This window comes from Acetobacter senegalensis (assembly GCF_001499615.1).
Classification (GTDB): domain Bacteria; phylum Pseudomonadota; class Alphaproteobacteria; order Acetobacterales; family Acetobacteraceae; genus Acetobacter; species Acetobacter senegalensis.
The window spans coordinates 2,764,628-2,790,115 of sequence record NZ_LN606600.1 but is presented as its reverse complement, the minus strand read 5'-3'; the positions used below and the strand labels follow the sequence as shown (position 1 = coordinate 2,790,115).

Sequence of the window (25,488 nt, the reverse complement as noted above, 5' to 3'; positions counted from 1 at the left end):
GAGACAAAAGTCAGCCAGTTCCACGCGGCCCAGCCCCTGTTTTGCTGTAAATTTTTCAGCACACCTGCGGAGGCTCGTGCTTCCAGCATCCACAAGTGGGACTACGCTATACTGTCACCATGATAATACGCTGCACCCATACTCCCCCCGCATGGTCTGGCACCAGCACACGGTTTGGGTTTTGAGCGTCCCCTGCCCCCACCTCTGAACCGCCCTCCGAACCGAAAGACAAAGGCACATCATCTTCAGATGGCGGTAGGTGTAGCGGGGATTCTGGTCGCACTTGAGCAGGAACGGCCTCATCTGAAGCCATCTTGTTGCTCTCAGACAAACCGGCGTTTACTCCAGCGGCTCCAACTCCCTCCTCGCCTGACCATCTAGAAGCCACCGCCTGAACAGTCCTTGAGGAAGAAAACGGCCCATTCCCACCGAAGGGCGTAATACCGGGAGGGAACAGTCCATCCCATATACCGACCACCGGCTCCGCATCCGACCGAACCATCAGAACGCGATCAGACCATCGGGGTGGTAGGTCAGGCATCACGACAAGAGAACTGCCCTCGCGCAAAATGGGCTCCATGCGGTCTGTATCAATCCGCACCGCATACGCGCCCAAGGGAGCAGCGCCCGGCAGAGTGATATCTTCCCACTCCAGCCCGGCAGGATGACCCGCTTCATTGAAAAGCCCGGCCCCTTTCAAGCGAGACAGGGGCAGACTCCGCATGCGATGAACCGTTTGGCGTTGATCTGCCGATCCTTCGCCCCGTTCAAGCTGCTGCCCGAATGTGCTGAGTGAAACACGCAGCACGGCAAGCGCCCTGAGCAGACTGTTCATCGCGGGCCAGCGCACTGCCCCATTGGCCCCAACCCGACGCGACGGATTAAAGGTTGTGGCATCCAATCCGGCGGCGCGTGCAAGGCCAGAAGGCGTAAGCCCCCGTTCCAGCGCCAGAGAATCCAGCGCCTGCCACACATCTTCAGGGCGAATCATCGTTCTGAAGGCGTGGCTTTGCGGGTACCGTGGTGATGAGGAAGCGCCTGCGCAATTTTCAGCACTTCGCTGGTATGGCGGGCAGCACCTTCATCCGTCACAAAAAAACGGCCTTCTGGAGTCTGGTGCACAAAGCCCATCTCCGTCATGCGCTTCAGGCACGGATCATCCCGCAGCCCTGTCGGGCGCCCCACTGATCCGGCCAGACACAGCCGATGCAGGGCAGAGCGGCAACAGGTTTCAAGATAGGGCTCGTTCCACATTGTGCTGAGGATCACCTTTCCCTGCTACAGAAGCAAGAAAAGATATCACGCTCCCTCAGGCGTGTAGGCCGGGGGCTTCCTGCCCAGTGCGCGCCACATACTCCGTGTAGCCACCACCATACTGGTGAATACCCTCCGGCGTGATTTCCAGAACCCGATTGGAGAGGGCCGCCAGAAAATGCCGGTCATGGGAGACAAACAGCATGGTGCCTTCATAATTGCCGAGCGCCGTAATCAACATTTCCTTGGTTGCCATGTCCAGATGGTTGGTGGGCTCATCCAGCACCAGAAAGTTTGGCGGATCATACAGCATCAGGGCCATGACTAGTCGGGCCTTTTCACCGCCTGACAGCACGCGACAATATTTTTCAATTTCATCACCAGAAAAGCCGAAGCCTCCGGCCAGAGCACGCAACGAGCCCTGATTGGCCAGAGGAAAGGCCCGTTCCAGCGTTTCAAAAATTGTCAGATCTCCATCCAGAAGATCCATGGCGTGCTGGGCAAAATATCCCATTTTCACGTTGCTGCCGATGGTTACCGTGCCTGCATCAGGCTTGGTGGTGCCCGCCACCAGCTTCAGCAGCGTGGATTTACCAGCCCCGTTCACCCCCAGAATACAGCAGCGCTCACCCCGGCGGATAAGCAGATCAAGCCCATTATAAATAACCCGGCTGCCATAGCTTTTATCCACGCCCTGGAAATTGGCCACGATATCCCCTGAGCGCGGCGCAGGCGGAAACTCGAAACTAAGGGTCTGACGCCGTTTTGGCGGCTCCACCCGGTCAATTTTTTCCAGCTTTTTCACGCGGCTCTGCACCTGCGCAGCGTGCGAGGCCCGCGCCTTGAAACGCTCAATAAAGCTGACTTCCTTTGCCAGCATGGCCTGCTGGCGCTCAAACTGCGCCTGCTGCTGCTTCTCGTTCAGGGCGCGCTGCTGTTCATAAAACTCGTAATCGCCTGAGAAGCTGTTCAGGTTTCCGCCGTCAATTTCAATCACCTTGTTGATGATACGGTTCATGAACGCACGGTCATGCGATGTCATGAGCAACGCGCCATCGTAACCCGCCAGAAATTGCTCAAGCCAGATCAGGCTTTCAAGGTCCAGATGGTTGCTTGGTTCGTCCAGCAGCATCACATCGGGGCGCATGAGCAGAATACGGCCCAGTGCTACGCGCATTTTCCACCCGCCGGAAAGAGCGCCCACATCGCCATCCATCATTTCCTGACTGAAACCAAGGCCGTGCAACACTTCACGCGCCTTACCTTCCAGCGCGTAGCCGCCCAGATCTTCAAAACGGGCCTGAACCTCACCAAAGCGTTCAATAATACTATCAAGCTGATCAAACTGCTCCGGGTCCGCCATGGCCGTTTCCAGTTCAGCCAGTTCTGCGGCAACCTCCGCTACGGGGCCTGCACCGGCCATCACTTCCGCAACAGCAGTGCGCCCGGCCATTTCCCCAACATCCTGACTGAAAAAGCCAATACTCACGCCGCGATCAATCAGCACCTGCCCTTCATCGGGCTCATCCTGCTTGGTGATCATGCGGAACAGCGTGGATTTCCCCGCCCCATTTGGCCCGACCAGACCGACTTTCTCACCTTTCTGCAAGGCAGCCGAGGCTTCAATGAAAATCAGGCGCTGGCCGTTATGCTTGCTGATGGTGTCGAGACGGATCATCGGGTCCTCGTGGCTGGATCGTTCCGCGCACTTACCCCTAACCGGCGCGAAAGGTAAACCGCATCAGCCCGTAAATACGCTCCGAAAATAGGCTTCAAGGTCTGTTGGGCCCTTATGGAGCGGTGCAGAGTGGTCATACGGCAGCTCAAGAAACAGCTCCGTCATATGCGCGTATGATCTGGCTGCCTGTTGGGAAAACCCGTTCTGCCGATAGTACGCCAGCCAATCTGCCTTCGGGACGGAAGTAGCCTGTATCGCCCGGCCGAAAACCTGAGTGAAAACTGCGGCAACATCACGCGGCGAATAGTTATGCGGGCCTTCGCACGCATAAAGACCCGTTTCCTCGACAGAAGACATAAGAAGCTGCGCACCCAACACACCCACATCTTCAGGCGCGACCATTGGCACCTTCTGATCAACCGGCAACAGCGTGGAAAACACCCCCGTTTCCTTCGCCTGTTTTGCCAGAGGAACCCAGTTGCTCATGTAATATGCGGCACGCACACAGCATAAAGGTGTGCCTAGGGCGCGGGCCCCTTCCTCAAACTCATGCAGCACCCCAAGGTCTCCGCAGTGCGGACCTGGTTGCGCGCCGTAGGTGGACTGCAAGACAATTTTTTCAAGGGATACGCCCTCAAGCGCAGCAAGAATAGACTGCACAGAACGGCGCTCCTCCGTATCCGTATCAGCCGCAACATTTGCTGGCGGATTCAGCAGAAAAACGCGCGTGACAGTCTTGAAAACAGCCGCCAGAGCGGGCGTATCCAGAACATCCACAACAGCGGCAGAGGCTCCCTTATGCCGCCATGCCTGCGCTTTTTGCAGATTGCGCGTCACAACTGTCACGGGCTGCCCCGCCGCAAGCAGGGTATTGGCAACAGCGCGGCCGACATGCCCTGTTGCACCAAGCACTCCATACATATTCTGCCCCTGTTTCCTGAACACATAATCAGATCCGGTTCTTCATGAGCGCCATGAAGGCTTGCATCCATCTGCAACCCGAAAGACGTCGATCTCTACCTGTGCGCTTTATCCTGCCTTGTGGGGGCTGTCTAAAAACTCGGTCCGGTCAATCTGGTGATGTTGAAGCACGCTGCCCTCTGAATAAAAAAGGGGCGAACAGGTTGCCCTGCTCGCCCCTTTTGCGCCGTTACGTGACGTAATGCGCCTTACTGCTTGGCTGACGCATCCGGCAGTGCGTAGGCCACAATATAGTCGCCCAGCTTGGTGCCAAAGGAACCGTGGCCACCATCAGCCGTGACCACAAACTGGCGGCCATTGGCTTCATACGTCATGGGGGTAGACTGACCACCGGCGGGCAGACGGTCCTGCCAGAGCTGCTTGCCGGTCGTGACATCATACGCGCGGATGTAATAATCCGCCGTGGATGTCAGGAACGCCACGCCACCCCCGGTTGTCAGCGGTCCACCAAGGGAGGGGATACCCACCTTGAAGGGCAGCGGCAGCGGAGAGCTGTCGCGCACGGTGCCGTTCCGGTGCATCCACATGATCTTGTTAGTCTTCAGATCAATCCCTGCCACGTACCCCCAACCCGGCTGTTTGCACGGAATGCCCAGCGGGGAGAGGAATGCGTGCAGGTCCACGCCATAAGGCGTGCCATATTGCGGCTGCACACCCGTTTCTGAACCAGAGGGACCGCCAGAAACCAGCCCCGGTTGTGCCGGGTTACCCGGCCCACGCGGAATAAGCGTAGAAACGAACGGGATGGCAATAGGGTTGGCAAACGCCACCTGCCGCACAGGGTCAACAGCAAGACCGCCCCATTCAAACATGCCCAGATTACCGGGGAACACCAGTGTGCCCTGCAGGGAAGGCGGCGTGAAAGGCCCTTCATAGCGCATCCGCTTGAACATGATGCGGCAGACCATCTGGTCCAGCATCGTGCCGCCCCACATGTCTGCATCGGTCAGGTTCTTCTTGGGCCGGAACGTCAGCTCGGAAAACGGCTGTGTGGCTGCCAGATGGTCTCCCGGTGCGGCTCCCTGCGGCACAGGGGTTTCCGGAGCCGGCACAATCAGGTGTCCGTTACGGCGGTCCAGCACAAAAATGTTGCCGGTTTTGGCCGGCGCATACAGTGCAGGCACAACCGTTCCGTCTTTCTGACGGATATCCACCAGACTGGGCTGAGACGGGATATCCATATCCCACAGATCATGATGCACAGTCTGATAGAACCAGACCTTCTCGCCCGTATCCCCATTCAGGGCCAGAATACCGGATGCATAACGTTCCTGATCTGCCGAGCGATGCCCACCCCAGATATCTGGCGTTGCAACGCCTGTGGGAATGTAGATCAGGTTCAGTTTGGCATCATAGGCAGACGTGATCCAGGAATTGGGGGAGTTCGGCACGTAATGGTGCGTATCCGAGGGCAGTTCGTTCGGGTTGGGGTTACCTGCATCAAAGGCCCACACCAGTCGCCCGCTGTACAGATCATACGCCCGCGTTACGCCTGAGGGCTCATGCGTTGAGTAATTGTCCGTCACCGCGCCGGAAACAATAACTACCTTGCTGGTGACAACCGGCGGAGATGTGGGTTCATAAAAGCCCAGTTCGCGCATCGGCATGCCATCAGTCAGATCAACCGTACCCTCCGTGCCAAAGCCGCGGCAGGCTTCACCCGTTTCCGCATCCAGCGCAATCAGGCGGCCATCATTGGTGGGCAGGAAGACACGGCGGGAACATTCCGTTGGCACCGGAGAACCATCAGCCGTTACATCCCCTTCATGCGCTTCGGCATAGGAAACGCCACGGCAGGTCATGTGCTGGAAGCTGGGGTTGTATTTCAGCTTCGGGTCATATTTCCACTTCTCCTTGCCGGTTGCGGCGTCCAACGCAAACAGGATCTGATGTGGAGAGCACAGATAAAGCGTATCCCTGATCTTGATCGGCGTGACTTCATCCGTAATTTCGCCGGGGTCATTCGGGGTCTTGAGGTCATGCGTGCGGAACACCCACGCCACCTTCAGATCCTTCACGTTGGCCGGCGTAATCTGTGTGAGCGGGGAATAGCGGTTGCCGAACTGGGTGCGGCCATAAGCAGGCCAATCCGCTGCCGGGGCTTCTGCCACATCGCCCGGTGTTACGGCTGGCCCCTGCTGTGCCACTGTTGGCAGAGTGCCTGCCAGATCCTGCGGGTCCTGCGTCAGCGCATAACCATAGACGGCCAGCCCCGCCACAATGCCCACAGCCAGCGGCACGCAGTTTGCCGGGCTGGCTGGCAGCAGCTCACGCGAGACAAACGGCAGTAGAAGCAGCAGGCCCAGCGGCAGAATAACGTCTCCACGCGGTGCCAGAGCCCAGAAATCAAATCCGGCTTCCGCCACAGACCAGATGAGGGTGGCAAACACCAGCGCCGCGTAAACCCACAGCGCCTCGCGCCAGCGCTTGAGCAGCATGATGGCTGTAATCAGCAGCACAATGCCGCTCAACAGATAAAACCAGGAGCCACCCAAAGCCGCGAGCCACGCTCCGCCGCCCGCCAGATACAGACCCAGCAGTACAAAGATCGTAATGGTTAAGTTCAGGAGCAACCCGGACCGGGAAGAGGATGATGGCATGCAAATCAACCATGAATGTTAGGAGGAATGTGGGATAGGAATAGCCCACTTCATAAAAGAACTGAATGATTGTTTCGGAAAAATCCGAAAAGAAGGTCCCTCCAGATGAAGCACATCCTCACAAGCGTGCGTAAAATGTGCCTGTATTTCTTTTAGAATCCAAATAAATGACGGTCGGTCCGCACTCAAAAAACTGACGGTTCACACACGCGTTTCGTCTGAATGCGCAGTGGGATGCCTGTTTTTGTGCTACTGCTGCCCCCCTACTTTCCCCCCATCAAGGCAAAGACTGATGCGCACCATCCTGCTGAAAAACGCCCTGCGTCTGGTAACAATGAACGCCCAGAGAGAAGAACTGGAAGGCGGATGGCTGCTTGTGCGGGGGAAACAGATTGCGGCCATCGGGTCTGCCACGGACCCGCTGCCCCAAGCTGATGAGGTGTTGGACATGACGGGCCACGTCGTCATGCCCGGCATGGTGAACACCCACCACCACATGTACCAAACCCTCACGCGCGTTATTCCTGCGGCGCAGAACGCATCACTGTTCGGGTGGTTGCAAGCGCTCTACCCCCTTTGGGCCGGGCTGACCCCCGAGATGATCCGTGTGTCCACCTGCACCGCCATGACCGAACTGCTGTGGTCCGGCTGCACCACCACCAGCGATCACCTTTACCTGTTCCCCAACGGAAGCCGGCTGGATGATCAGATAGAAGCGGCTACCCAGATGGGTATGCGTTTTCATGCCGCCCGAGGCGCCATGAGCGTGGGGGAAAGCAAGGGCGGCCTGCCACCAGACAGCGTAGTGGAAGACGAGGCGGCTATTCTGGCTGACACCCAGCGCGTGATTGAAGCGTTTCATGACCCGCAGCCTCTGGCCATGCAGCGTGTGGTGGTGGCCCCCTGCTCGCCTTTCTCTGTCAGTCGGGATCTGATGCGTGAAGCCGCCGCGCTGGCACGGGCGACAGGCACCATGCTGCACACGCATCTGGCCGAAAACAGCAGTGACATTGCCTACAGCCGCCAGACATTCAACATGACACCTGCCGAATACGCGGAAGATGTGGGCTGGATTGGGCCGGATGTATGGCACGCCCATTGCGTCAAGCTGGATCAGGCAGGCATCAGCCGTTTTGGGGCAACGCACACAGGCATGGCCCATTGCCCGTGCTCCAACATGCGGCTGGGTTCCGGCATTGCCCCGGTGCGGCAGATGGTGGCCGCTGGCATGCGGGTTGGGCTGGGCGTTGATGGCTCGGCTTCAAACGATGGAAGCCACATGTTGGGGGAAGCGCGGCAGGCCATGCTGCTCGGCCGCCTTCTGGAATCCGAGGATAACCGCCCCATGATGCAGGCGCGCGAGGTGCTGGAGCTTGCCACCCGTGGTGGGGCCGCCGTGCTGGGCAGAAAGGACATTGGCCATCTGGCCCCAAGCATGGCAGCGGATATTGTGGCCTTTGATCTGCGCGGCATAGACCATGCGGGCGCGCAATCAGACCCCGTGGCCGCACTGGTGTTCTGCACACCGCAACGCGTAGCGTGCTCCATTGTCAACGGGCGTGTGCTGGTGCGGGATGGCGCGTTTGTCAGCCATGATCCCATCCAGCTTGCGGAACGCCACAATACCCTCGCCCGTCAACTACTGGAAAAGGCGTAAAGAAATCCTGAAGCAGTATATCACCCGCTCTGTGTTCACAAAGCAGCCAGAAAACCCGTAATCGTGCCCGATGTTCTGAACAGACATGGCCTTTCGTGCGTTTGAGGACACACGATTATCCGCGAGGTGACTTTCTTCATGATGCGTTCTTTTGCTGCCGCCCCTATCTGCCGTGACTATACTCATACAAGGAAGGCGCGCAGCCTGTTTGCCCGCACGATGATGGGATTAGGAGCACTGGCCACCTGCATGATGACATCCTCTCCGCACAGCTACGCTGCCAGCGCCTTTAAGCACAACGCTTTTGGCACCCTTTCCTCCGGCCAGAAAGTGCAGCGCTATACGCTACGCAATGCGCACGGCATGAGTGTGCAGTTTCTCTCCTATGGCGGGATCATTACCGCCATTACGGTGCCCGACCGCAACGGCCATCCCGCCAATGTGGTGCTTGGGTTCCCCACTCTGGAGGGATATGAAACGGACAGCGCCCACGCCAACATCTATTTTGGTGCCCTGATTGGCCGTTACGCCAACCGGCTGGCCAACGGAACCTTTCCGCTGGATGGCCAGACCATTCATACAACCGTCAACAACCCACCCAACACCCTGCACGGTGGCCTGAACGGGTTTGACAAGAAAATCTGGCATGTGCGCCAACTCTCTGGCCTCCCCCATGCAGTGGGGGCCGAACTGACCCTGACCAGCCCGGACGGTGAAGAAGGCTTTCCCGGCACGCTGCACACCACGGTGGATTACATTCTGGATGACAGTAACCGCCTGAATATTCGCTATCGCGCCACCACGGATCGGCCCACCGTGGTAAATCTCACCAACCACAGCTATTTCAACCTCGCTGGTGAAGGTGCGGGGTCCATTGAAAACCATACGCTCCAGATCAACGCGGACTCCTTCACGCCGGTTGATCACGCAGCCATTCCCACCGGGCAGATTGCGTCCGTCAGCAATACACCGCTGGATTTCCGCACCCCTCATAGAATTGGCGACCATCTGCGGAGCAACCATCCTCAAATGCTGATCGGACGCGGGTATGATCACAACTGGATCGTGAATGGATATGATGGCAAGACCCAGCGCCTTGCCGCTACGGTAACAGATCCGGTCTCAGGCCGAACGCTCTCGGTATTCACCACGCAGCCGGGCATACAGGTTTACACGTCAAATTCGCTGGATGGCACCTATGCTGGCCCCTCAGGCCACGCGTACCGCCAGACGGATGCCATTGCACTGGAAACCCAGCATTATCCTGACTCTCCCAATCATCCTGCTTTTCCAACCACCACCCTGCGGCCCGGCGAGCAGTTTGACCACACCACCAGCTTCCAGTTTGGCATAGCGGGCACCTCCACAACGCCATAAAACGGGGTGCGAGAAAGAGGGAAAGAAAGTCCGTCCTGGGAAACGGACGACCGCTTTTCTCTTCTGCTTTCTGGTCTCCAGATTTCTTTGTGGAGAAAACACCCCGATGCACCCCCTGGAAGGAGCCTCTGGGGCGGGCTTCACCCTTGCTTCCCTCCAAGCACAGCACAAAAAAACGGGGCCTCCCGAAGAAGGCCCCGTTCCTATCCGCCAAAAGGTCTGAGAAGACTGATTAGACGGAGTAGTACATTTCAAATTCAACCGGGTGCGGCGTGTGTTCGAAGCGATACACGTCTTCCCACTTGATGTTGATGTAGCTTTCAATCTGGTCCTTGGTGAACACACCGCCAGCCAGCAGGAACTCGTGATCAGCCTGCAGCGCTTCCAGCGCTTCACGCAGGGAGCCTGCAACTGTCGGGATCTGCTTCAGTTCTTCCGGCGGAAGATCATACAGATCCTTGTCCATGGCATCGCCCGGGTGGATCTTGTTCTTGATACCATCCAGACCAGCCATCAGCATGGCAGCGAAGGCCAGATAGGGGTTAGCTGTCGGGTCCGGGAAGCGGACTTCAACACGCTTTGCCTTGGGGTTGGTTGCGTAAGGAATACGGCAGGACGCAGACCGGTTGCGGGCAGAATAAGCCAGCAGCACAGGTGCTTCAAACCCCGGAATCAGACGCTTGTAGGAGTTGGTGGAGGGGTTGGTGAACGCGTTCAGCGCCTTGGCGTGCTTGATGATGCCGCCGATGTAGTACAGCGCGGTATCAGACAGGTCAGCATAGCCATTGCCAGCAAAGGTCGGCTTGCCGTCTTTCCAGATGGACTGGTGAACATGCATGCCGGAGCCGTTATCCCCATAAATGGGCTTGGGCATGAACGTTGCGGTCTTGCCGTAGGACTGCGCGACGTTGTGGATACAGTATTTGTAGATCTGCATAAAGTCAGCAGAACGCACCAGCGTATCGAACTTGGTGCCCAGTTCGTGCTGGGACTGCGCCACTTCATGGTGGTGCTTTTCGATCGGCAGGCCCATTTCACCCATGGTTGCCAGCATTTCCGCACGCAGGTCGGATTCGCTGTCCACCGGAGCAACGGGGAAATAGCCGCCCTTCACGCCCGGACGGTGGCCCATGTTGCCTTCCGGATATTCCTTCAGGGAAGCGCCAGGCCCTTCAATGCTGTCCAGCTGGAACTTGCCGAAATTGGGGCCGGTGCCAAAGAGCACGTTATCAAAGATAAAGAATTCGGCTTCCGGACCAAAGAACGCTGTATCACCCAGCCCGGTGGACTTCAGATACTGTTCTGCCAGCTTGGCGGTGGAGCGCGGGTCACGGTTATAGGGCTGCCCGGTGGACGGCTCGATAATGTCACAGAACAGGATCAACTGCGGACGGGCAGAGAACGGGTCCATTACTGCGGTTTCAGGGTCCGGCAGCAGAACCATGTCGCTTTCGTTGATGGCTTTCCAGCCAGCAATGGAAGACCCATCAAACATGAAGCCTTCGGTAAAGGTATCGTCCTCAATCGTGGTGACGTACTGCGTGGTGTGGTGCCACTTGCCGCGCGGATCTGTAAAGCGCAGGTCAACCAGTTCAACCGAATTCTCCTGAATCAGGTCAAACACCTTGGCAATTGCTGCGGCTTTGGCATCACTCGCAGACGTTGTCTTTTTCACCATTCTCTCTTCACCTACAACCTGTTGCGCACCGGAACTCTTCCAGCACAGCTAGGATTATCAAACGCACGCCATGCCCTGCGGCATATCCTGAACCCGCATAAGGGCCGGACAGCCATCAGATGGCATCTTCTCCTCTTTCCCCCGTGCGGATTCGCACCACGTCTTCCACCGGAAGGATAAAGATCTTGCCATCCCCGATTCGTCCTGTGCGGGCCGCGGCGGATATCGCCTCAACCGCCCGTTCCACCAGACTGGCGGGGCAGACAACCTCAATTTTCATCTTGGGCAGGAAATCAACAATATATTCCGCGCCACGATACAGTTCCGTGTGCCCTTTCTGCCGGCCAAAGCCCTTGGCTTCGATCACGGTAATACCCTGCAGGCCGAGTTCATGAAGGGCTTCCTTCACTTCATCCAGCTTGAACGGCTTTATGATGGCCTCGATCTTTCTCATGTCACGTCATCAATATATCACTGCTGTACCCTGTTTGAGGGGTCCGTCTTCACTGCTGCCGCACCCGTGAGGGCATGGACGCTCAAGCCGAACGCATCCAAACTTGCACGGGTTGGCCACCGGAGCAATCGGGCAGATAGGAAATAGTATCGATAAAGCACTGACCTCCCCACCCTGATGCAGGCATGGCACCAGTTTTTCCCCCTTAATTCACCCTAGACCTCAACAAGGAACCCAGACATGACAAAACCGCTGAACAGACAGTTAGCGGCGCTGCCAACCACCATTTTTACCGTTATGTCTGAACTGGCCCGCCAGCACGGAGCCATAAATCTCGGTCAGGGCTTTCCGGATACGGAAGGCCCGCACGATATTGTGCAGGCTGCGGCAGACGCCCTGCTTGACCAGCGCAATCAATATGCGCCTCTCACAGGTCTGCCGGAATTACGCGCAGCCGTAGCCCATTCAAACGCCCGGTTTCAGAGAATCGTGGTTGATCCCGAGTCTGAGGTGGTCGTGACCTCCGGCGCAACGGAAGCGCTCGCAGCATCCCTCATGGCGTTGATCGAACCGGGCGATGAGGTGGTTCTGATCGAACCCCTTTATGATACCTATCTGCCTATGGTCCGCCAGCTTGGCGGGGTCCCCCGTATCGTGCGGCTGGAACATCCCGGCTGGACCCTGCCCAGGCAAGCACTGGCGGAGGCCTTTTGCGCCCGCACCAAGGCGATTCTCCTCAACACCCCCATGAATCCCACCGGCAAAGTGTTCTCCCCCGATGAACTGACGTTCATCGCGGGGCTGCTGAAGCAGCACGATGCCTATGCCATCTGTGACGAAGTCTATGAGCACCTGACCTTCAATACCCCTCATCTCTCCCTTATGGCCCTGCCTGACATGCGGGAGCGCTGCCTGCGCATTGGCAGTGCCGGGAAAAGCTTCTCCCTGACCGGGTGGAAAGTGGGCTACGTTACCGCCCCTGCCCCGCTTGCGGCGGTGGTGGCCAAGGCTCATCAGAATCTGGTGTTTGCCACGCCCCCCAATCTTCAGCGGGCGGTGGCCTACGGCCTGAACAAGGACGAACGCTATTTTGCCGAACTCTCGGCCGATCTGGCCCACAAGCGCGATCTTCTCTCCGCCGGATTACGTGGGGTTGGGCTGGACGTCCTGCCCTGCCAAGGCAGCTACTTTGTCATGGCGGACATCACCCCGCTGGCGAATGGGCTGGATGATATGGCCTTCGCCCGCCTGCTGACAGAACAGGCCGGTGTGACCACAATCCCGGCCTCCGCCTTTTATGAACCCTCCAATGGTGCTCCTCCCACACATCTGCTGCGCTTTGCATTCTGCAAGCAGGAAAGCGTGTTGCAGGAAGCCGTCAACCGTATTGAAGCGTGGCATAAACGCGCCTGAAAAAATTTTGCGCCCGTCCCTCACTCTTGCATTGACGGACGGAGCGCATTTCTCTAAACGACCCCTAGCTGTGTGGCGGACGTAGCTCAGTCGGTAGAGCGCCGGTTTGTGGTACCGGTTGTCGCGGGTTCGATCCCCGTCGTTCGCCCCAGCTATCTATTCTCTTGAAAATTGACATTTTTATTTACGGGCCACTCAGGTTCCTCTGTTTGCAGCATGCTGTTCATGCAGCCAGCAGCCCCTGAAGCAACTGTTCTGACTGCTGCTCCGGCCTTTGCGCTTCTTTAAAAGAAGGAGAACCGGGCAAAGCCAGTCTCGCTCCTCACCGCGGCATCATAAAATTCAAATCTCCTGAACTCTCAGGCCATGGTGGCGTTGTAACACCCGAACTGTAACCAGACGTGATGCAACCCGTTTTGACAGGAGATGAACAGTGCCCTTGAAGAAGGACTGCTCGCGAGACGCCCTCCAGCAAAAACGCAGACATGAACTCTGGCGTAACAGTTTCCTGTTCACACGGCCGCCGATCTCCCCGTCTCTTATGACACCCGAAAGCAGCGCCTGTTGTTCCGCGTCCTTGCCCACTTCTCCGGCAAAGCGTCTTACCCCTTCCGTAGCAGACACTTCTGGCGGTCTTTCTCTGTATGCTACCCGCAGGAAGGCGGCCCACGGATCGTAAACAGGTCACGGCCTCGCCCCACAAGACCTTCCTGCTGCACGATTTTCCAAAAATATCAGCCATCATGAACTGGTGGCCGTTCTGCGCGTCTTCATTCATGCCGTGAACAGACGGCGAAAGGATTGCATTCCGATGCTCATTACGGACACAGACGCCCAGACCCATCAACTCACTACTTTTCAGCCTCTCTCTTCATCCTATCTGCAACGATCACGTATTGTCGCCATTCCGGCCTGCAATGAGGCCGAACATATTGTGCCCTGCCTTATGGCCCTTGCCCGGCAGGAAGACTTCCTGCCCCACAAAGTAATTGTATGGGTCAACAACACACAGGATGACACCCGGCAACAGATTCACACCTTACAGGACGCCCTGCCTTTTGCGGTAGAAAGCGTTTCTGTTTCCTATTCACCAGATCAGGCGCATGCAGGCCGTGCCCGGCATGATGCCATGGCCCATGCAGCCCGACACGCACCACCCGATGCCCTTCTTTTTACTACAGATGCAGATGGAGAAGTTGCACCAGACTGGATGAAGCAGACCCTTGAAGCGTTCATCCGCTACAATGTCGCCGCCGTTTTTGGGCGCGCGCTCCTCCTTCCTTCCGAATTTCAGAAAATTCCTTTGCATCTGCATCAGGATGATGAAAAGGAGCAAGCCTACGCGGCTTTACTGGAACACATCAAAGCCCTTCTGGTACCAACCCCCTATGACCCATGGCCCCGCCATAGCGAACGCTCGGGTGCCAGTATTGCTGTAACCCGCGAAGCATGGCAGCAGGTGGGCGGTATTCCGCCTGAACCTTTGAGTGAAGATCGGGCCTTTTACACCGCATTGAAGCAGGCGGCTCTCCCCGTACGCCACGCCCCAGACGTGAAAGTCTATGTCTCCGCGCGTCTGGTGGGGCGCGCCCGTGGGGGCATGGCTGATACCATTGCCCGACGCATCATGCAGCAGGATGATTATCTGGATGACGCACTGGAACCCGTTTCCATATGCATGCTGCGGACGAGGCGTCTACTCAAAGAGAATAAGAAATATCTTGATATAAAAAATATTCTTTCAAATTTCCCCAACAAACCTGTTCGCGTAAAGCGTGCTGACCTGCACCTGCATCTCCGCAGAGCCCAACGCGTCATTGATTTTCTGCTTCACAAACAGGCCTACTCGTTTTTTACGGTGCCGCACACCGCAGGCGATCCAGCCGGTAGGTCTCGCCCCGCTCAGTATGGTCGGTCACCCAATGATATTGATGACAAGCCTGAATAAAGCATTCGGCAGCTTCATCTCCAGTGCACGGCGTATCTGTTTCGCCGGTCCAGTTAACCGTCATTAACGTTGCAGCCTGTGACAGACTTTCCATAATGCGTTCAACAAGTTTTTTAATATCGCCCGGTGCCATGAAATACAGAACTTCTGAAATCACGATCACATCGCAGCCACCTACCGCAGATATGGGGTAATCTTCTGGTAAAAACCCTTCAAAAAATTTTACGTTTTTCAAATCAGAACATCTGTTCCGGGCCATATGTAAGGCCGTGGAAGACGCATCCACCGCCAGAACCCGCCCACACCGTGCTGCAAGAGCCTTGGTGCCCACCCCTACGGCACACCCGAGTTCAACACAGAAATTGATCTGCTGCTTTGGTAGGCATGACAGAAGACGAGACAGCTTTTCCTGTTCATACAGACTGTTTTCAAAATTCCACGGATCAGGATTTGTCTGAAACAGGGCATCAAAAATATCGGGAGACCATGTTTTCTTGGTCATGACAAAAGATAGATTTCATATGTCTGAATGATCTTTTCCAACAGATTTTCCGGCATGACAAATCCATCTGGATCATCCTGTATCACAAGCCCGCGCTGGCTTTCATGAGCCTCCACCGCATGCCGTTTTGTGGCCAGATGCGCGCCTATATCCAACCGCCACCCTGCTGGAAAAGGTTGATCAAGAACACCGTCAGACGGCAAGGTAAGACCCCAGACCGGATAAGCCAGCAAGCGCAGATGGGGCAACATGGCTTTCAAAACTTTCCCCATCAGCCACACAGCTTCATGATCACAATGCGGATCATGCCGCCATGGGACCAGAAGCGTATTGCAATCATAATGGAGGGCCAATTCGGCCAAACGATCCACAGTAATCCTGAATTCCGGCCCTTCTGTTGGAACAGCCGTATCACGGAGGCCCAGAAAATAAAGGCGTTCCGGGGGAAGGCCCAGAATTCTTGCAGCCTCGCGCGCTTCTTTCTCTCTTTGCTGCGTCAGGCGCTCCTCCGGCCACTCCCGCGACGCTGGATGAGAGCCTGACCCATCTGAAACGATCACCACCACTGGCGGACTGCCTCTGGCCACAGCTTCAGCAATAAAACCACCACATCCCAGACTTTCATCATCTGGGTGCGGAGCAAGAATCAACGCCGTTCCTGGCGCTATTTCTTCAATGTTCCTTACCGGAAGGCGGAAAAGTTCTGAAATGAGCTCTCCATTTTTCATGATTTGTCTTCCGGCCATTCACGGTCTGCAAACCACGCTGCCGCTTCTGTCAGGGTTTCATCAGGGGCCGGTTGGCGCAGATACGTGGCCAAATCCCGTAGTGTCTGTTCAACACGCTTGCCACGAATAAATGCGGAAAGCCCCAGCGCCTGCTGAACCAGCGTTATAAGCTGCACGCCCGCCTGCTCAACAGCAATACGGGCCAGATTCACCATGGCTGCGCACTCCTCTGGTTCAGCAGGTGTGCCATAAACAGCTCTGGCTGCACGATGCACCCACAGGCTTGCCGTCTCGCGCAGAATAAGCGCTTCACCAATACGCCGCTGTTGATGTGGATTTTCCGCCCGCCCTCGTGCCTGAAGTTCTTGACGCATCAGGTCCACCAGCACATCCATGCCGCCCAGCGCTACGGCTGACCCACGCCATGCCCCGGCAGAAAATTCCGGTTGCCGCAAATAATCACCAGGTCGGCCGATAATCGCATCAGGTGAAATCTCCATTCCGGTAAAATTGTAGGCGCCAGTTCCACTCCCTGCCATACCTGTCAGGTGGCCGGGCCCTTTGCCAATCCGCTCAGGCTCATCGGTAGAGACCAGAACCATGACGTCCTGCCCCAGTGCATTCCGTGCAGTGATCAGGGCCATACCCACCTGGCGCACGCCACTACAGAACCCTTTAGCTCCCTTTAACTGATACCCGGTTGCCGTCAGTTCCAACGTGACCGGCGGGGCACCGTCAGTCACCCAGATTCCGCCCAGAACGCCTTGTTTCACAAAAGCAGCCAAAGCGTTCCGTTGGGTGTCCGAACCATACAGGGACACAAGCCGCACAACATTGATATGCCCTTCCAGACATCGCCCCAGAGACAGGCTCAGTCGCCCGGAAATGCGCAGCAGATCAATCAGACCCAGCATCCCCTCAGGCGATTCATGCAGCCCTAGTCCACCATTTTTGACAGGCAACGCAGCGGACAATGCCCCCAGTTGCGTCAGTTGATCCAACAATACCGAGGGAAACGCGCCTTCTTCCCCTCCTGAAATATCCGAAGGATGAGCCGCGCAAAGCCGCTTTAACGCGCTGCGGAAAGCGGCAATATCCTGCGTTTTTTCGGGCAGATAGCAAACGGGCATGACTGGCGTTCTCCCTGCTGACACCGGATGCCAGAACACGCACCAAACGCATCAGAAAAGAAGAAGTTCATCTTTCGTCCTCTCTGCCAGGCACGGAACCAACACGCCAAGACCCGTTTGAAAGGCGTCCGTGACCCTGTTTTTCTATAAAAAGAGAAGATCGGCTGGATAATATCTTGAGAGTCAGAGGGCAAGAACTGTTATTTTTGTGTCATATTTTTTTATTTTGTTTTTTTAGATTAAGATAACTCTTATCCACCAGAGATAATATTGAAAAAGAGACGATCATGCTTGCCCCTAAAAGAATTTCCTGGCTTCATATATCATATACTTTTCTTGCAATTGCTGTTCTCTCTCTGTGGTCTGGATACAGTAAATCGCATCTTCCCATCAAAATTTTGTATTTTATTCCTATTTTCCTGTCTTTAAGAATTTTGTGGACATCAAGAAAAAATAGGTAACCCAATATTCTCTCGTTCTTTCAAGAAATCATATGACCTGCCTCTTGATCAGGAACCATAGAAAAAACCATGTTTTCCATCTCCGGTGGGGAAACTGCGAGAACGCCTTAAGGAATGGCGAGTATTATCCTGAGCTTCTTTTCCATCGCCTCAGCCATGATCTGGATGGCCTGAATGGCGATCAGAGCGAGAGGCTGTTTGAGCCGTTTGTCTGCTCAGCGTGATAGGTCTTTATATAGCGGAATAGTTTGGATTTTTGTGCCTATGGCCCGCAGTGCTCTCCCAATCCACCTGCCGGGTTCAAAACACCAATCACCAACTCGGAATTAATGGTGTTTCAAACAGGCTCTCATCGGAAAAACCAGCGGACCAGAAGAACTGGGTAAAATCCCGTTTCTTCTGGCCCGCCACCATAAATTGTGCGGAAATTATTCCGCTTGCCGGGCTTCCTGCGCGGCACGATGCTGCGCATCCCACCGGCGGGTGAACGGCAGGCACAGTGCAAAAAGCAACGTGCAACCAACAGCCAACAAGAACAGGGTACGGAACAACCCTGCATAGATAGGCAGTGTTACAGATGGGTCCCCACCACTTATGGCAGACCCCATGGCGGCCAGATTGGCCATCATGCTACCCAGATACATGGCGACCCCGTTTGATACACAATAACTACCCATCATGAAGCCGCCCACATTGGCAGGCACATAACGCGCCACCACGGCCAGACCCAGAGCACTGATCAGCAATTCACCGACAGACAAGGCACCGTAAGCCCAGAACATCACCCACGGAGACACAAGGGTTGTGCTTGTGGCCGCACTCCACCACCAGATCAGAAAGGCCAGTGCTACCAGCGAGAACCCAACAATAAATTTCTCGGCAATGGGAAAACTCCATCCCCGATCTTCCATGGCTTTATATAGCCAGGACAGAACAGGGCTGGCGGCCATGATCCACACCGGATTAAGTGCCTGAAACTGCCCGGCGGACATGGAAAACAGCGGCACACCAAACAGCGTAAACTGAGACTGCACATCACGCAGCGCAAACAGCGTGAGGGACGTGACCATCTGCTGATAAAATACAAAATACAGCATGGTCTGCACAATCAGCAGATAAGCCAACCGCAGGCCGGGCCGATGCGCTGGCGTTGCCCGCCGGTACAACAGAACCCAGATAATGCCGATAACCAGCGCCGCAATCCAGACACAGGCCTTCCCGGCTGCGGGCACGCCCAGAATGCCCACCATGACCACAAGGGCCACCACCACCCCGGCCAGCACACCGGCAAGATGCCGGGGCACAATAGGCCGGAAATCCGGCGCGGAACCAATATTCTGCAAACGGCTCCGGAAAATTCCATAACAGGCAAGGCCAAACACCAACCCGGCCGAACATACCAGAAAGGGCGGACCCCACCCGTAATGCTGCTGCAACCACGGTGTTAACAGGAGCGAGAACGTGGAACCAACGTTGATGCTCATGTAATAAATGGTGAAAGCCACATCTATCCGGGCATCATCCCCTTCATAGATACGGCGCACCAGATTGGCGGCATTGGCCTTGAACAGGCCGTTCCCCAAGGCAATGACGGCCAGCGCCACGAACAGGGCGAACTGTCCACCCAAATCCAGCCCCAGCAGAGCATAGCCAATGGCCAGCACGGCGGCCCCCATTGTCATGGTGCGCCGGGAGCCCAGCAGGGCGTCTCCAATCCAGCCACCAATGGCCGGGGCGGCATAGGTCACGGCGGAAAACGTGCCCCACAGCAGATTGGCCTGAGCATCATCAAACCCAAGGCGTTGCACCATATACAGCAGCAGGATGCCCTGCATGCCGTAGAACCCGAACCGTTCCCACAGTTCGATAGCCAGCACGACTGAGAAAGACTGCGAACGTGTTGGCGAAGAAGACAAAGATGCCGTCATAAAGTCCTGACCATATTGTGATAACACTCCCTAGAACAGATATGCCTACCCCGTGCAAGCTGCGGGAAACTGGCCTTTTATGAGCACACTCCGCCAGGGCAGGCACGCCTGCAACGGCTGTGCTGTCAGGAATGTGAATAGCCGCTGGCTCTCAAGGCTTTTAATTCGTTCATCCGCCTCTTGCATGATGCCCATACGCATTGCGCAAATTTTTCGAGATTTTTTCTGGAACGGATTTCAACCATGGCAAAAATCAAGGTCAAAAACCCCGTCGTAGAGATGGATGGTGATGAAATGACCCGTATTATCTGGCATTTCATCCGGGAACGGCTGATTTTGCCCTATCTCGATATTGACCTGAAATACTATGATCTGGGCATTGAACATCGTGACGCCACGGACGACAAGGTGACGGTTGAGGCAGCCGAAGCCACAAAACGCTATGGCGTTGCGGTAAAATGCGCCACCATCACCCCGGATGAAGCCCGCGTGAAGGAATTCGGGCTGAAGCGGATGTATCGCTCCCCCAATGGCACCATCCGCAACATTCTGGATGGCACCATCTTCCGCGAACCGATCATCTGCTCAAACGTGCCGCGTCTGGTTCCGCACTGGACCAAGCCGATTGTCATTGGTCGTCACGCGTATGGCGATATCTACCGCGCGGCGGAAACCAAGATCCCCGGCCCCGGCAAGGTTACCCTTACCTATGTGCCGGAAGGCGGCGGTGAAACCGTGACGCTGGATGTGCATGACTTCAAGGGCCCCGGTGTGGCCCTTGGCATGCACAACACCCGCGCCTCCATTGAAGGCTTTGCCCGCGCTTCCCTCTCCTACGGGCGGGATCGTGGTCTGCCGGTGTATCTGTCCACCAAGAACACCATTCTGAAAGCCTATGATGGCATGTTCAAGGATGTGTTTCAGGAAGTGTACGACAAAGAGTTCAAGGCAGACTTTGAAAAAGCCGGCCTGACCTACGAACACCGCCTGATTGATGACATGGTGGCCTGCGCCCTGAAGTGGAACGGCGGGTATGTCTGGGCCTGCAAGAACTATGATGGCGACGTGCAGAGCGACATTGTGGCACAGGGCTTTGGCAGCCTCGGGCTGATGACCTCCGTTCTGCTGAACCCCACGGGGGATGTGGTGGAAGCTGAAGCCGCCCACGGCACAGTTACCCGCCACTTCCGTGAACACCAGAAGGGCAAGCCCACCAGCACCAACCCCATTGCCTCCATCTTCGCATGGACACGCGGGCTGGCTTACCGTGGCAAGTTTGATGACACCCCGGACGTGGTGCATTTTGCTGAAACACTGGAAAAAGTGTGTATCGACACGGTGGAATCCGGCCAGATGACCAAGGACCTCGCCATTCTGGTTGGCAAGGATACAAAATGGCTGGACACGCAGCCTTTCCTTGATGTGCTGGATGCCGGGCTGAAAAAGGAACTCGCCAAATCCTGACCTGAAACATCCTTCAGGTGGCATGGCAGAGGGGGCGCTCCTGGGCGCTCCCTCTTTTTTATGGGTAATGTTGTAGGGCTACCCCATTGCGCCCGCCCGCGTGGTAGCGCAAAAAAACAGCTTTCATCAGCCGGACCAAAGGGGAGATCCGCCGCGCCATGACTGACATGCCGATTGAGACAGACGTCGCCATTATCGGCGCTGGCCCTGCCGGGCTTTTTGCCGCCTTTCAATGCGCCATGTTGCGCCTGCGGTGTTTGTTAATTGACGTTCTGCCGGAAGTAGGTGGCCAGTGCGTGGCGCTGTACCCAGAAAAACCCATCTATGATATTCCGGCCTGCCCGGCGGTAGAAGGGGCGCAGCTTATTGCCAATCTTGAAAAACAGATTGAACCTTTTGCCATCCCTCGCCTGCTGAAACACCGTATTGAAAGCCTGACTGGCCACCGCGGCGCCTTTACGCTGGGCACGGACAAAGGGGCGCAGGTCAACAGTAAGGCTGTTATCATTGCTGCCGGGGCGGGCGCTTTCGGCCCCAACCGGCCGCCACTTGATGGGCTGGATGCCTTTGAAGGCACAGGAGCCGTGCAGTATTACGTGCGCCGGAAAGCTGATTTTGAAGGCCGACGCATTGTGATTGCAGGCGGCGGCGATTCCGCGCTGGACTGGGCACTCGCGCTGAAAGACAAGGCGGAAAAACTGTATCTTGTACACCGTCGGGATCGCTTCCGTGGCGCGCCGGAAAGCCTGCGCCTGTTGGATGAAGCTGTTGCCGCAGGGCAGATTGAAAAAGTGGTGCCTTACCAGCTTCATGCCCTGCGTGGGCAGAACGGCGTGCTGGAGGCCGTGGAGGTTGCTGATCTGGATGGCGCAACCCGTGCGCTAGAGGCCGATACCCTTCTACCCTTCTTCGGGCTGGCAACAGACCTTGGCCCCATTGCCCGTTGGGGCGTGGATACCGTGCGTTCCACCATCCCTGTTGTGCCCTCAAGTTGTGAAACCAACATGCCCGGCGTGTTCGCTATTGGCGATGTGGCCACCTACCCCGGCAAACTGAAACTCATTCTGCAGGGCTTCAGTGAAGGGGCCATGGCTGCGCATGCCATCTACCCCATTGTGAACCCGGATCAGGCGCTGCATTTTGAATATTCCACCAGCAAAGGGGTTCCCGCTGCCTGAGACCGACCTTTGCGTCCTTTTCACTCTTATGGATAATAAGGTCTCTTGAACGGAAAGAGGGAAAGCAGCCATGCATACGATAAGGCCAGACCGCCTTCTTCCGCTTTCCCTCCCCCGAATCCCCTCGACCTCATGAGCATTCCGCCGCAGAATGGATGGGAAGGTGGTCGCCTGCTGATTGATCTGGCCGCCATTGCCGCCAACTACATGATCCTTCACTCTCTTGCGGGGCCGCAGACAGAAGCTGGCGCGGCAGTGAAAGCCAATGCCTACGGGTTGGGTCTGGCTGAAATTGCGCCTGTTTTATACGAGGCTGGCTGCCGCACTTTCTTTGTGGCGCATCTGGCCGAAGGCGTGGCGCTGCGAAGGCTGATTGCCCCGGACAGCCGTATTTTCGTGCTGCATGGCCCGCCACCCGATACCGCACCCGCATTTCTGGCCCATAATCTGCTGCCCGTGCTGAACAGCCTTCCGCAGGTTCAGGAATGGCAGGCTCTTGCCCAAAATGAAAAGAGTGCCCTCCCTGCGGCCTTGCAGGTGGATAGCGGTATGTCCCGTTTCGGGCTGACAGAAGACGACGTAAACGCACTCAGGCTCAATAACGGGCTGGCCGGAATTGAAACCATACTGGTGATGAGTCATCTGGCGTGCGCTGATACACCAGAACATCCGCTGAACCGGCACCAACTGGACACATTTGAACGCTTGCGCAAACGGCTGCCACCGGCTCCGGCAAGCCTGTCTGCCTCATCCGGCATGTTTCTAGGGCCGGACTGGCGGTTTGACCTCGTGCGACCAGGGGCTACCCTATACGGAATCAATCCCACACCGGGGCAACCGAACCCAATGCAGCCCGTCATCCGGCTGCAAGCCCGTGTGATCCAGACGCGCCACGTGCCGGCTGGAGCCCATGTTGGCTATGGCGCGACCTTTGTGACCCAACGCCCCACTAACATCGCATTGTTGGGCATTGGGTATGGAGATGGCTTTCCGCGAAGGCTGGGCGGAAAAGGTGTGGCCGTTTTTCCTGAACAGCCTGACATCAAACTGCCAATAATCGGGCGTATCTCCATGGACTCACTCGCTGTGGATATTACGGATCTTGCAGGGCTGCCCCCCGCGCCCGGCGTAGCTTTTGATCTGATTGGCCCCCATAACCCCCTTGATGAAACGGCTTTTCTGGCAGACACCATCGGCTACGAATTGCTGACAGATCTCGGTTCACGCTACCACCGCACCCACCACGATCCCCGGAAAGGATGACACCGTGAAAATCATCGTTCTCGGCGCCGGCGTCATTGGCACCACCTCTGCCTGGTACCTGTCCAAACTGGGCCATGAAGTGACCGTGGTGGACCGCCAGCCTGCACCCGGGCTTGAAACCTCTTTTGCCAATGCAGGGCAGGTTTCGCCCGGATATTCCACGCCTTGGGCAGGACCATCCTTGCCGTTGCAAGCCATGAAGTGGATGCTCCAGCGGCACCATAGTCCGCTTGTTATCCGCAAGCGGTTTGATCTGGCCATGTTCCGGTGGATTGAGCAGCTTCTGAAAAACTGCAACGCCCATGCCTATGACATCAACAAATCCCGCATGTTGCGTGTTGCTGAATACAGCCGTGACTGTCTGGACGCGCTGCGTGAAGAAACTGGCCTGACGTATGATGACCGCCAACGCGGGCTGATCCAGCTTTTCCGCACCAACAAACAGGTGGACAAGATTCAGCGGGATATGCGCCTGCTCTCTGAAAGCGCCATTCCCCATACGCTGCTGACGGTAGACCAGATTCTGGAACACGAACCCGGCCTGGCCCATGCACGACACCTGTTGAAAGCAGGACTGTATCTACCGGGAGATGAATCGGGCGATGCCCACGTTTTCACGCAGCGCCTTGCCAAGATGGCGGAAGCTCAGGGCGTCACCTTCCTTTACAATACCACCATCAAAGGGATGGATGCCGCCGCGGATGAGATCATGTCTGTCCGCACCAGCGCTGGCCATCTGCGGGCAGATGCCTATGTCGTGTCTATGGGCAGCTACAGCCCCTTATTGCTGAAACCGCTGGAGATTCACCTGCCCGTTTATCCGGTAAAAGGCTATTCCCTCACGCTGCCCCTGACAGATGAAAGCCACGCTCCCTCTTCCACCGTGAATGATGAAACCTACAAGGTTGCCATCACGCGGCTGGGCAACCGTATCCGGGTAGGCGGCACGGCTGAATTAACGGGCTATAATCTGCGCCTCAGCCCAGACCGGCGCGAGACACTTGAGCTCTCGTTCTCTGAACTGTTTGGCGGGGGAGATCTGTCAGCCGCAACATACTGGACGGGCCTGCGCCCCAACACACCGGACGGTACACCCGTTATCGGCCCGGTATCCGCATTCAGAAACCTGTGGCTCAATACGGGTCATGGCACCTTGGGCTGGACCATGGCCTGTGGGTCAGGCCGTCTTATTGCTGATCTGATTCACGGCAGGAAGACCGATATCCCGGCTCTGGATCTTTCCCTCAGCCGTTACGCCTGAAGGTTTTCAAAGCAGCCCCTTAAACGCCCATAAAAAAACGGGGCCGGAGAAATTCCCCGGCCCCGTTTTCTGAATCAACCCTGTTCAGGCCAAAGACAGGCGGACCTTAAGCCCGCATTGCCTCCAGATTACTGAGCAGAAGAATCGGACCCTGAAGCATCGCCTTCAGCAGCCTTCTTGGTCTTCTTGTGACCATGATGGTGCTTCTTGCTGTGGTGCTTCTTGCTCTTCTTTTTGGTGCCTTCTTCCTTGCCGGTTTCAGCAGCACCAGAAGGAGCCGGAGCAGCTTCCGGGGTGGTCGGGGCTTCAGCGGTCGGAGCAGAAGGCGCAGCCGGTGCCGTAGCAGGCGCTTCCTGAGCAAAAGACGGAGCAGCCGCGCCCAGCAGAGCAACAGTGGACAGAGCTGCGAGAAGACGACGAGAAATCATGAAAAATGTCTCCAAGAATAATCAGGCCCATCTAGACCATGATTTATAATGCCAGAGCGGTGTATGAGATCATGCATCGGGCTGGCTTGGCATGAATCATATCAT

Annotated in this window: 20 protein-coding genes and 1 tRNA gene; 9 read left to right on the top strand and 12 right to left on the bottom strand. The window is 56.5% G+C overall.

The features are described 5' to 3' along the window. Nucleotides 1–106: 106 nt before the first annotated feature. From ASN_RS12990 to ASN_RS12970, 5 genes are all read right to left on the bottom strand, one after another. Entirely contained in the window at nt 107–991 is an 885-nt protein-coding gene (locus ASN_RS12990) for a helix-turn-helix transcriptional regulator (RefSeq protein WP_058988429.1), read from the bottom strand. Continuing rightward, entirely contained in the window at nt 988–1,254 is a 267-nt protein-coding gene (locus tag ASN_RS12985) for a hypothetical protein (protein ID WP_006557463.1), read from the bottom strand. Before ASN_RS12985 ends, ASN_RS12990 begins: the two co-directional genes overlap by 4 nt. Before the next feature lie 55 nt (nt 1,255–1,309). Then, a complete protein-coding gene (locus ASN_RS12980; RefSeq protein WP_058988428.1) occupies nt 1,310–2,932 on the bottom strand; it encodes an ABC-F family ATP-binding cassette domain-containing protein in 1,623 nt (540 codons plus the stop codon). A 63-nt stretch (nt 2,933–2,995) separates the two neighbouring features. After that, a complete protein-coding gene (locus ASN_RS12975) occupies nt 2,996–3,853 on the bottom strand; it encodes an NmrA family NAD(P)-binding protein (protein WP_058988427.1) in 858 nt (285 codons plus the stop codon). 248 nt (nt 3,854–4,101) lie between these two features. Continuing rightward, nucleotides 4,102–6,513, bottom strand: coding sequence for a glucose/quinate/shikimate family membrane-bound PQQ-dependent dehydrogenase (locus ASN_RS12970; protein ID WP_058988426.1), 2,412 nt, complete (start codon nt 6,511–6,513; stop codon nt 4,102–4,104). 292 nt (nt 6,514–6,805) lie between these two features. Between ASN_RS12970 and ASN_RS12965 the strand changes: the two genes are divergently transcribed. Both ASN_RS12965 and ASN_RS12960 read left to right on the top strand, forming a co-directional pair. After that, nucleotides 6,806–8,170 carry an 8-oxoguanine deaminase gene (locus tag ASN_RS12965; protein WP_082666685.1) on the top strand — a complete coding sequence of 455 codons (1,365 nt, stop codon included), beginning with the start codon at nt 6,806–6,808 and terminating at the stop codon, nt 8,168–8,170. A 141-nt stretch (nt 8,171–8,311) separates the two neighbouring features. Beyond that, nucleotides 8,312–9,547: an aldose epimerase family protein gene (locus ASN_RS12960; RefSeq protein ID WP_099048380.1), complete on the top strand. Its 1,236-nt coding sequence runs from the start codon at nt 8,312–8,314 to the stop codon at nt 9,545–9,547. Nucleotides 9,548–9,779: 232 nt separating this feature from the next. Here the strand turns inward: ASN_RS12960 and glnA are convergent, their stop codons facing one another. Together glnA and ASN_RS12950 are read right to left on the bottom strand one after the other, a co-directional pair. Next, nucleotides 9,780–11,225, bottom strand: a complete 1,446-nt coding sequence (glnA, locus tag ASN_RS12955; RefSeq protein ID WP_006557469.1) for a type I glutamate--ammonia ligase — start codon at nt 11,223–11,225, stop codon at nt 9,780–9,782. Nucleotides 11,226–11,340: 115 nt separating this feature from the next. Next, the gene (locus ASN_RS12950) at nt 11,341–11,679 is read right to left on the bottom strand and encodes a P-II family nitrogen regulator (RefSeq protein ID WP_006557470.1); all 339 of its coding nucleotides are present in this window, start codon (nt 11,677–11,679) and stop codon (nt 11,341–11,343) included. A gap of 240 nt (nt 11,680–11,919) precedes the next feature. Here ASN_RS12950 and ASN_RS12945 point away from each other — a divergent pair, with 240 nt between their 5' ends. From ASN_RS12945 to ASN_RS12935, 3 genes are all read left to right on the top strand, one after another. Then, nucleotides 11,920–13,092, top strand: coding sequence for an aminotransferase (locus ASN_RS12945; RefSeq protein WP_058988425.1), 1,173 nt, complete (start codon nt 11,920–11,922; stop codon nt 13,090–13,092). A gap of 75 nt (nt 13,093–13,167) precedes the next feature. Next, nucleotides 13,168–13,243: transfer RNA gene (locus ASN_RS12940), tRNA-His, on the top strand. 660 nt (nt 13,244–13,903) lie between these two features. Further along, a complete protein-coding gene (locus tag ASN_RS12935) occupies nt 13,904–15,040 on the top strand; it encodes a glycosyltransferase (protein ID WP_058988424.1) in 1,137 nt (378 codons plus the stop codon). Here ASN_RS12935 and ASN_RS12930 read toward each other — a convergent pair. The 4 genes from ASN_RS12930 to ASN_RS12910 all read right to left on the bottom strand — a co-directional run bounded on the left by ASN_RS12930 (nt 14,946) and on the right by ASN_RS12910 (nt 19,789). Continuing rightward, complete coding sequence (locus ASN_RS12930; RefSeq protein WP_058988423.1) at nt 14,946–15,542, bottom strand: class I SAM-dependent DNA methyltransferase; 597 nt, start codon at nt 15,540–15,542, stop codon at nt 14,946–14,948. The genes ASN_RS12935 and ASN_RS12930 overlap by 95 nt on opposite strands. Continuing rightward, a complete protein-coding gene (locus tag ASN_RS12925) occupies nt 15,539–16,270 on the bottom strand; it encodes a PIG-L deacetylase family protein (RefSeq protein ID WP_193323416.1) in 732 nt (243 codons plus the stop codon). The genes ASN_RS12930 and ASN_RS12925 overlap by 4 nt, the downstream gene beginning before the upstream one ends. Further along, nucleotides 16,267–17,400 carry an acyl-CoA dehydrogenase family protein gene (locus ASN_RS12920; protein WP_058988421.1) on the bottom strand — a complete coding sequence of 378 codons (1,134 nt, stop codon included), beginning with the start codon at nt 17,398–17,400 and terminating at the stop codon, nt 16,267–16,269. The genes ASN_RS12925 and ASN_RS12920 overlap by 4 nt, the downstream gene beginning before the upstream one ends. Before the next feature lie 889 nt (nt 17,401–18,289). Next, nucleotides 18,290–19,789 carry a peptide MFS transporter gene (locus ASN_RS12910; RefSeq protein WP_058988419.1) on the bottom strand — a complete coding sequence of 500 codons (1,500 nt, stop codon included), beginning with the start codon at nt 19,787–19,789 and terminating at the stop codon, nt 18,290–18,292. 243 nt (nt 19,790–20,032) lie between these two features. On the opposite strand from ASN_RS12910, the gene ASN_RS12905 reads away from it, so the two are divergent. The 4 genes from ASN_RS12905 (at nt 20,033) to ASN_RS12890 (ending at nt 24,955) form a co-directional block, all read left to right on the top strand. Then, the gene (locus ASN_RS12905) at nt 20,033–21,253 is read left to right on the top strand and encodes an NADP-dependent isocitrate dehydrogenase (protein WP_058988418.1); all 1,221 of its coding nucleotides are present in this window, start codon (nt 20,033–20,035) and stop codon (nt 21,251–21,253) included. Between the two features lie 158 nt (nt 21,254–21,411). After that, nucleotides 21,412–22,431, top strand: a complete 1,020-nt coding sequence (locus ASN_RS12900; RefSeq protein ID WP_035378025.1) for an NAD(P)/FAD-dependent oxidoreductase — start codon at nt 21,412–21,414, stop codon at nt 22,429–22,431. Between the two features lie 132 nt (nt 22,432–22,563). Then, nucleotides 22,564–23,694, top strand: coding sequence for an alanine racemase (gene alr / locus ASN_RS12895; protein ID WP_058988417.1), 1,131 nt, complete (start codon nt 22,564–22,566; stop codon nt 23,692–23,694). A 4-nt stretch (nt 23,695–23,698) separates the two neighbouring features. After that, a complete protein-coding gene (locus tag ASN_RS12890) occupies nt 23,699–24,955 on the top strand; it encodes a D-amino acid dehydrogenase (protein ID WP_058988416.1) in 1,257 nt (418 codons plus the stop codon). A gap of 128 nt (nt 24,956–25,083) precedes the next feature. On the opposite strand, the gene ASN_RS12885 is transcribed toward ASN_RS12890, so the two are convergent. Further along, nucleotides 25,084–25,383, bottom strand: coding sequence for a hypothetical protein (locus ASN_RS12885; RefSeq protein WP_039903376.1), 300 nt, complete (start codon nt 25,381–25,383; stop codon nt 25,084–25,086). Nucleotides 25,384–25,488 lie beyond the last annotated feature (105 nt).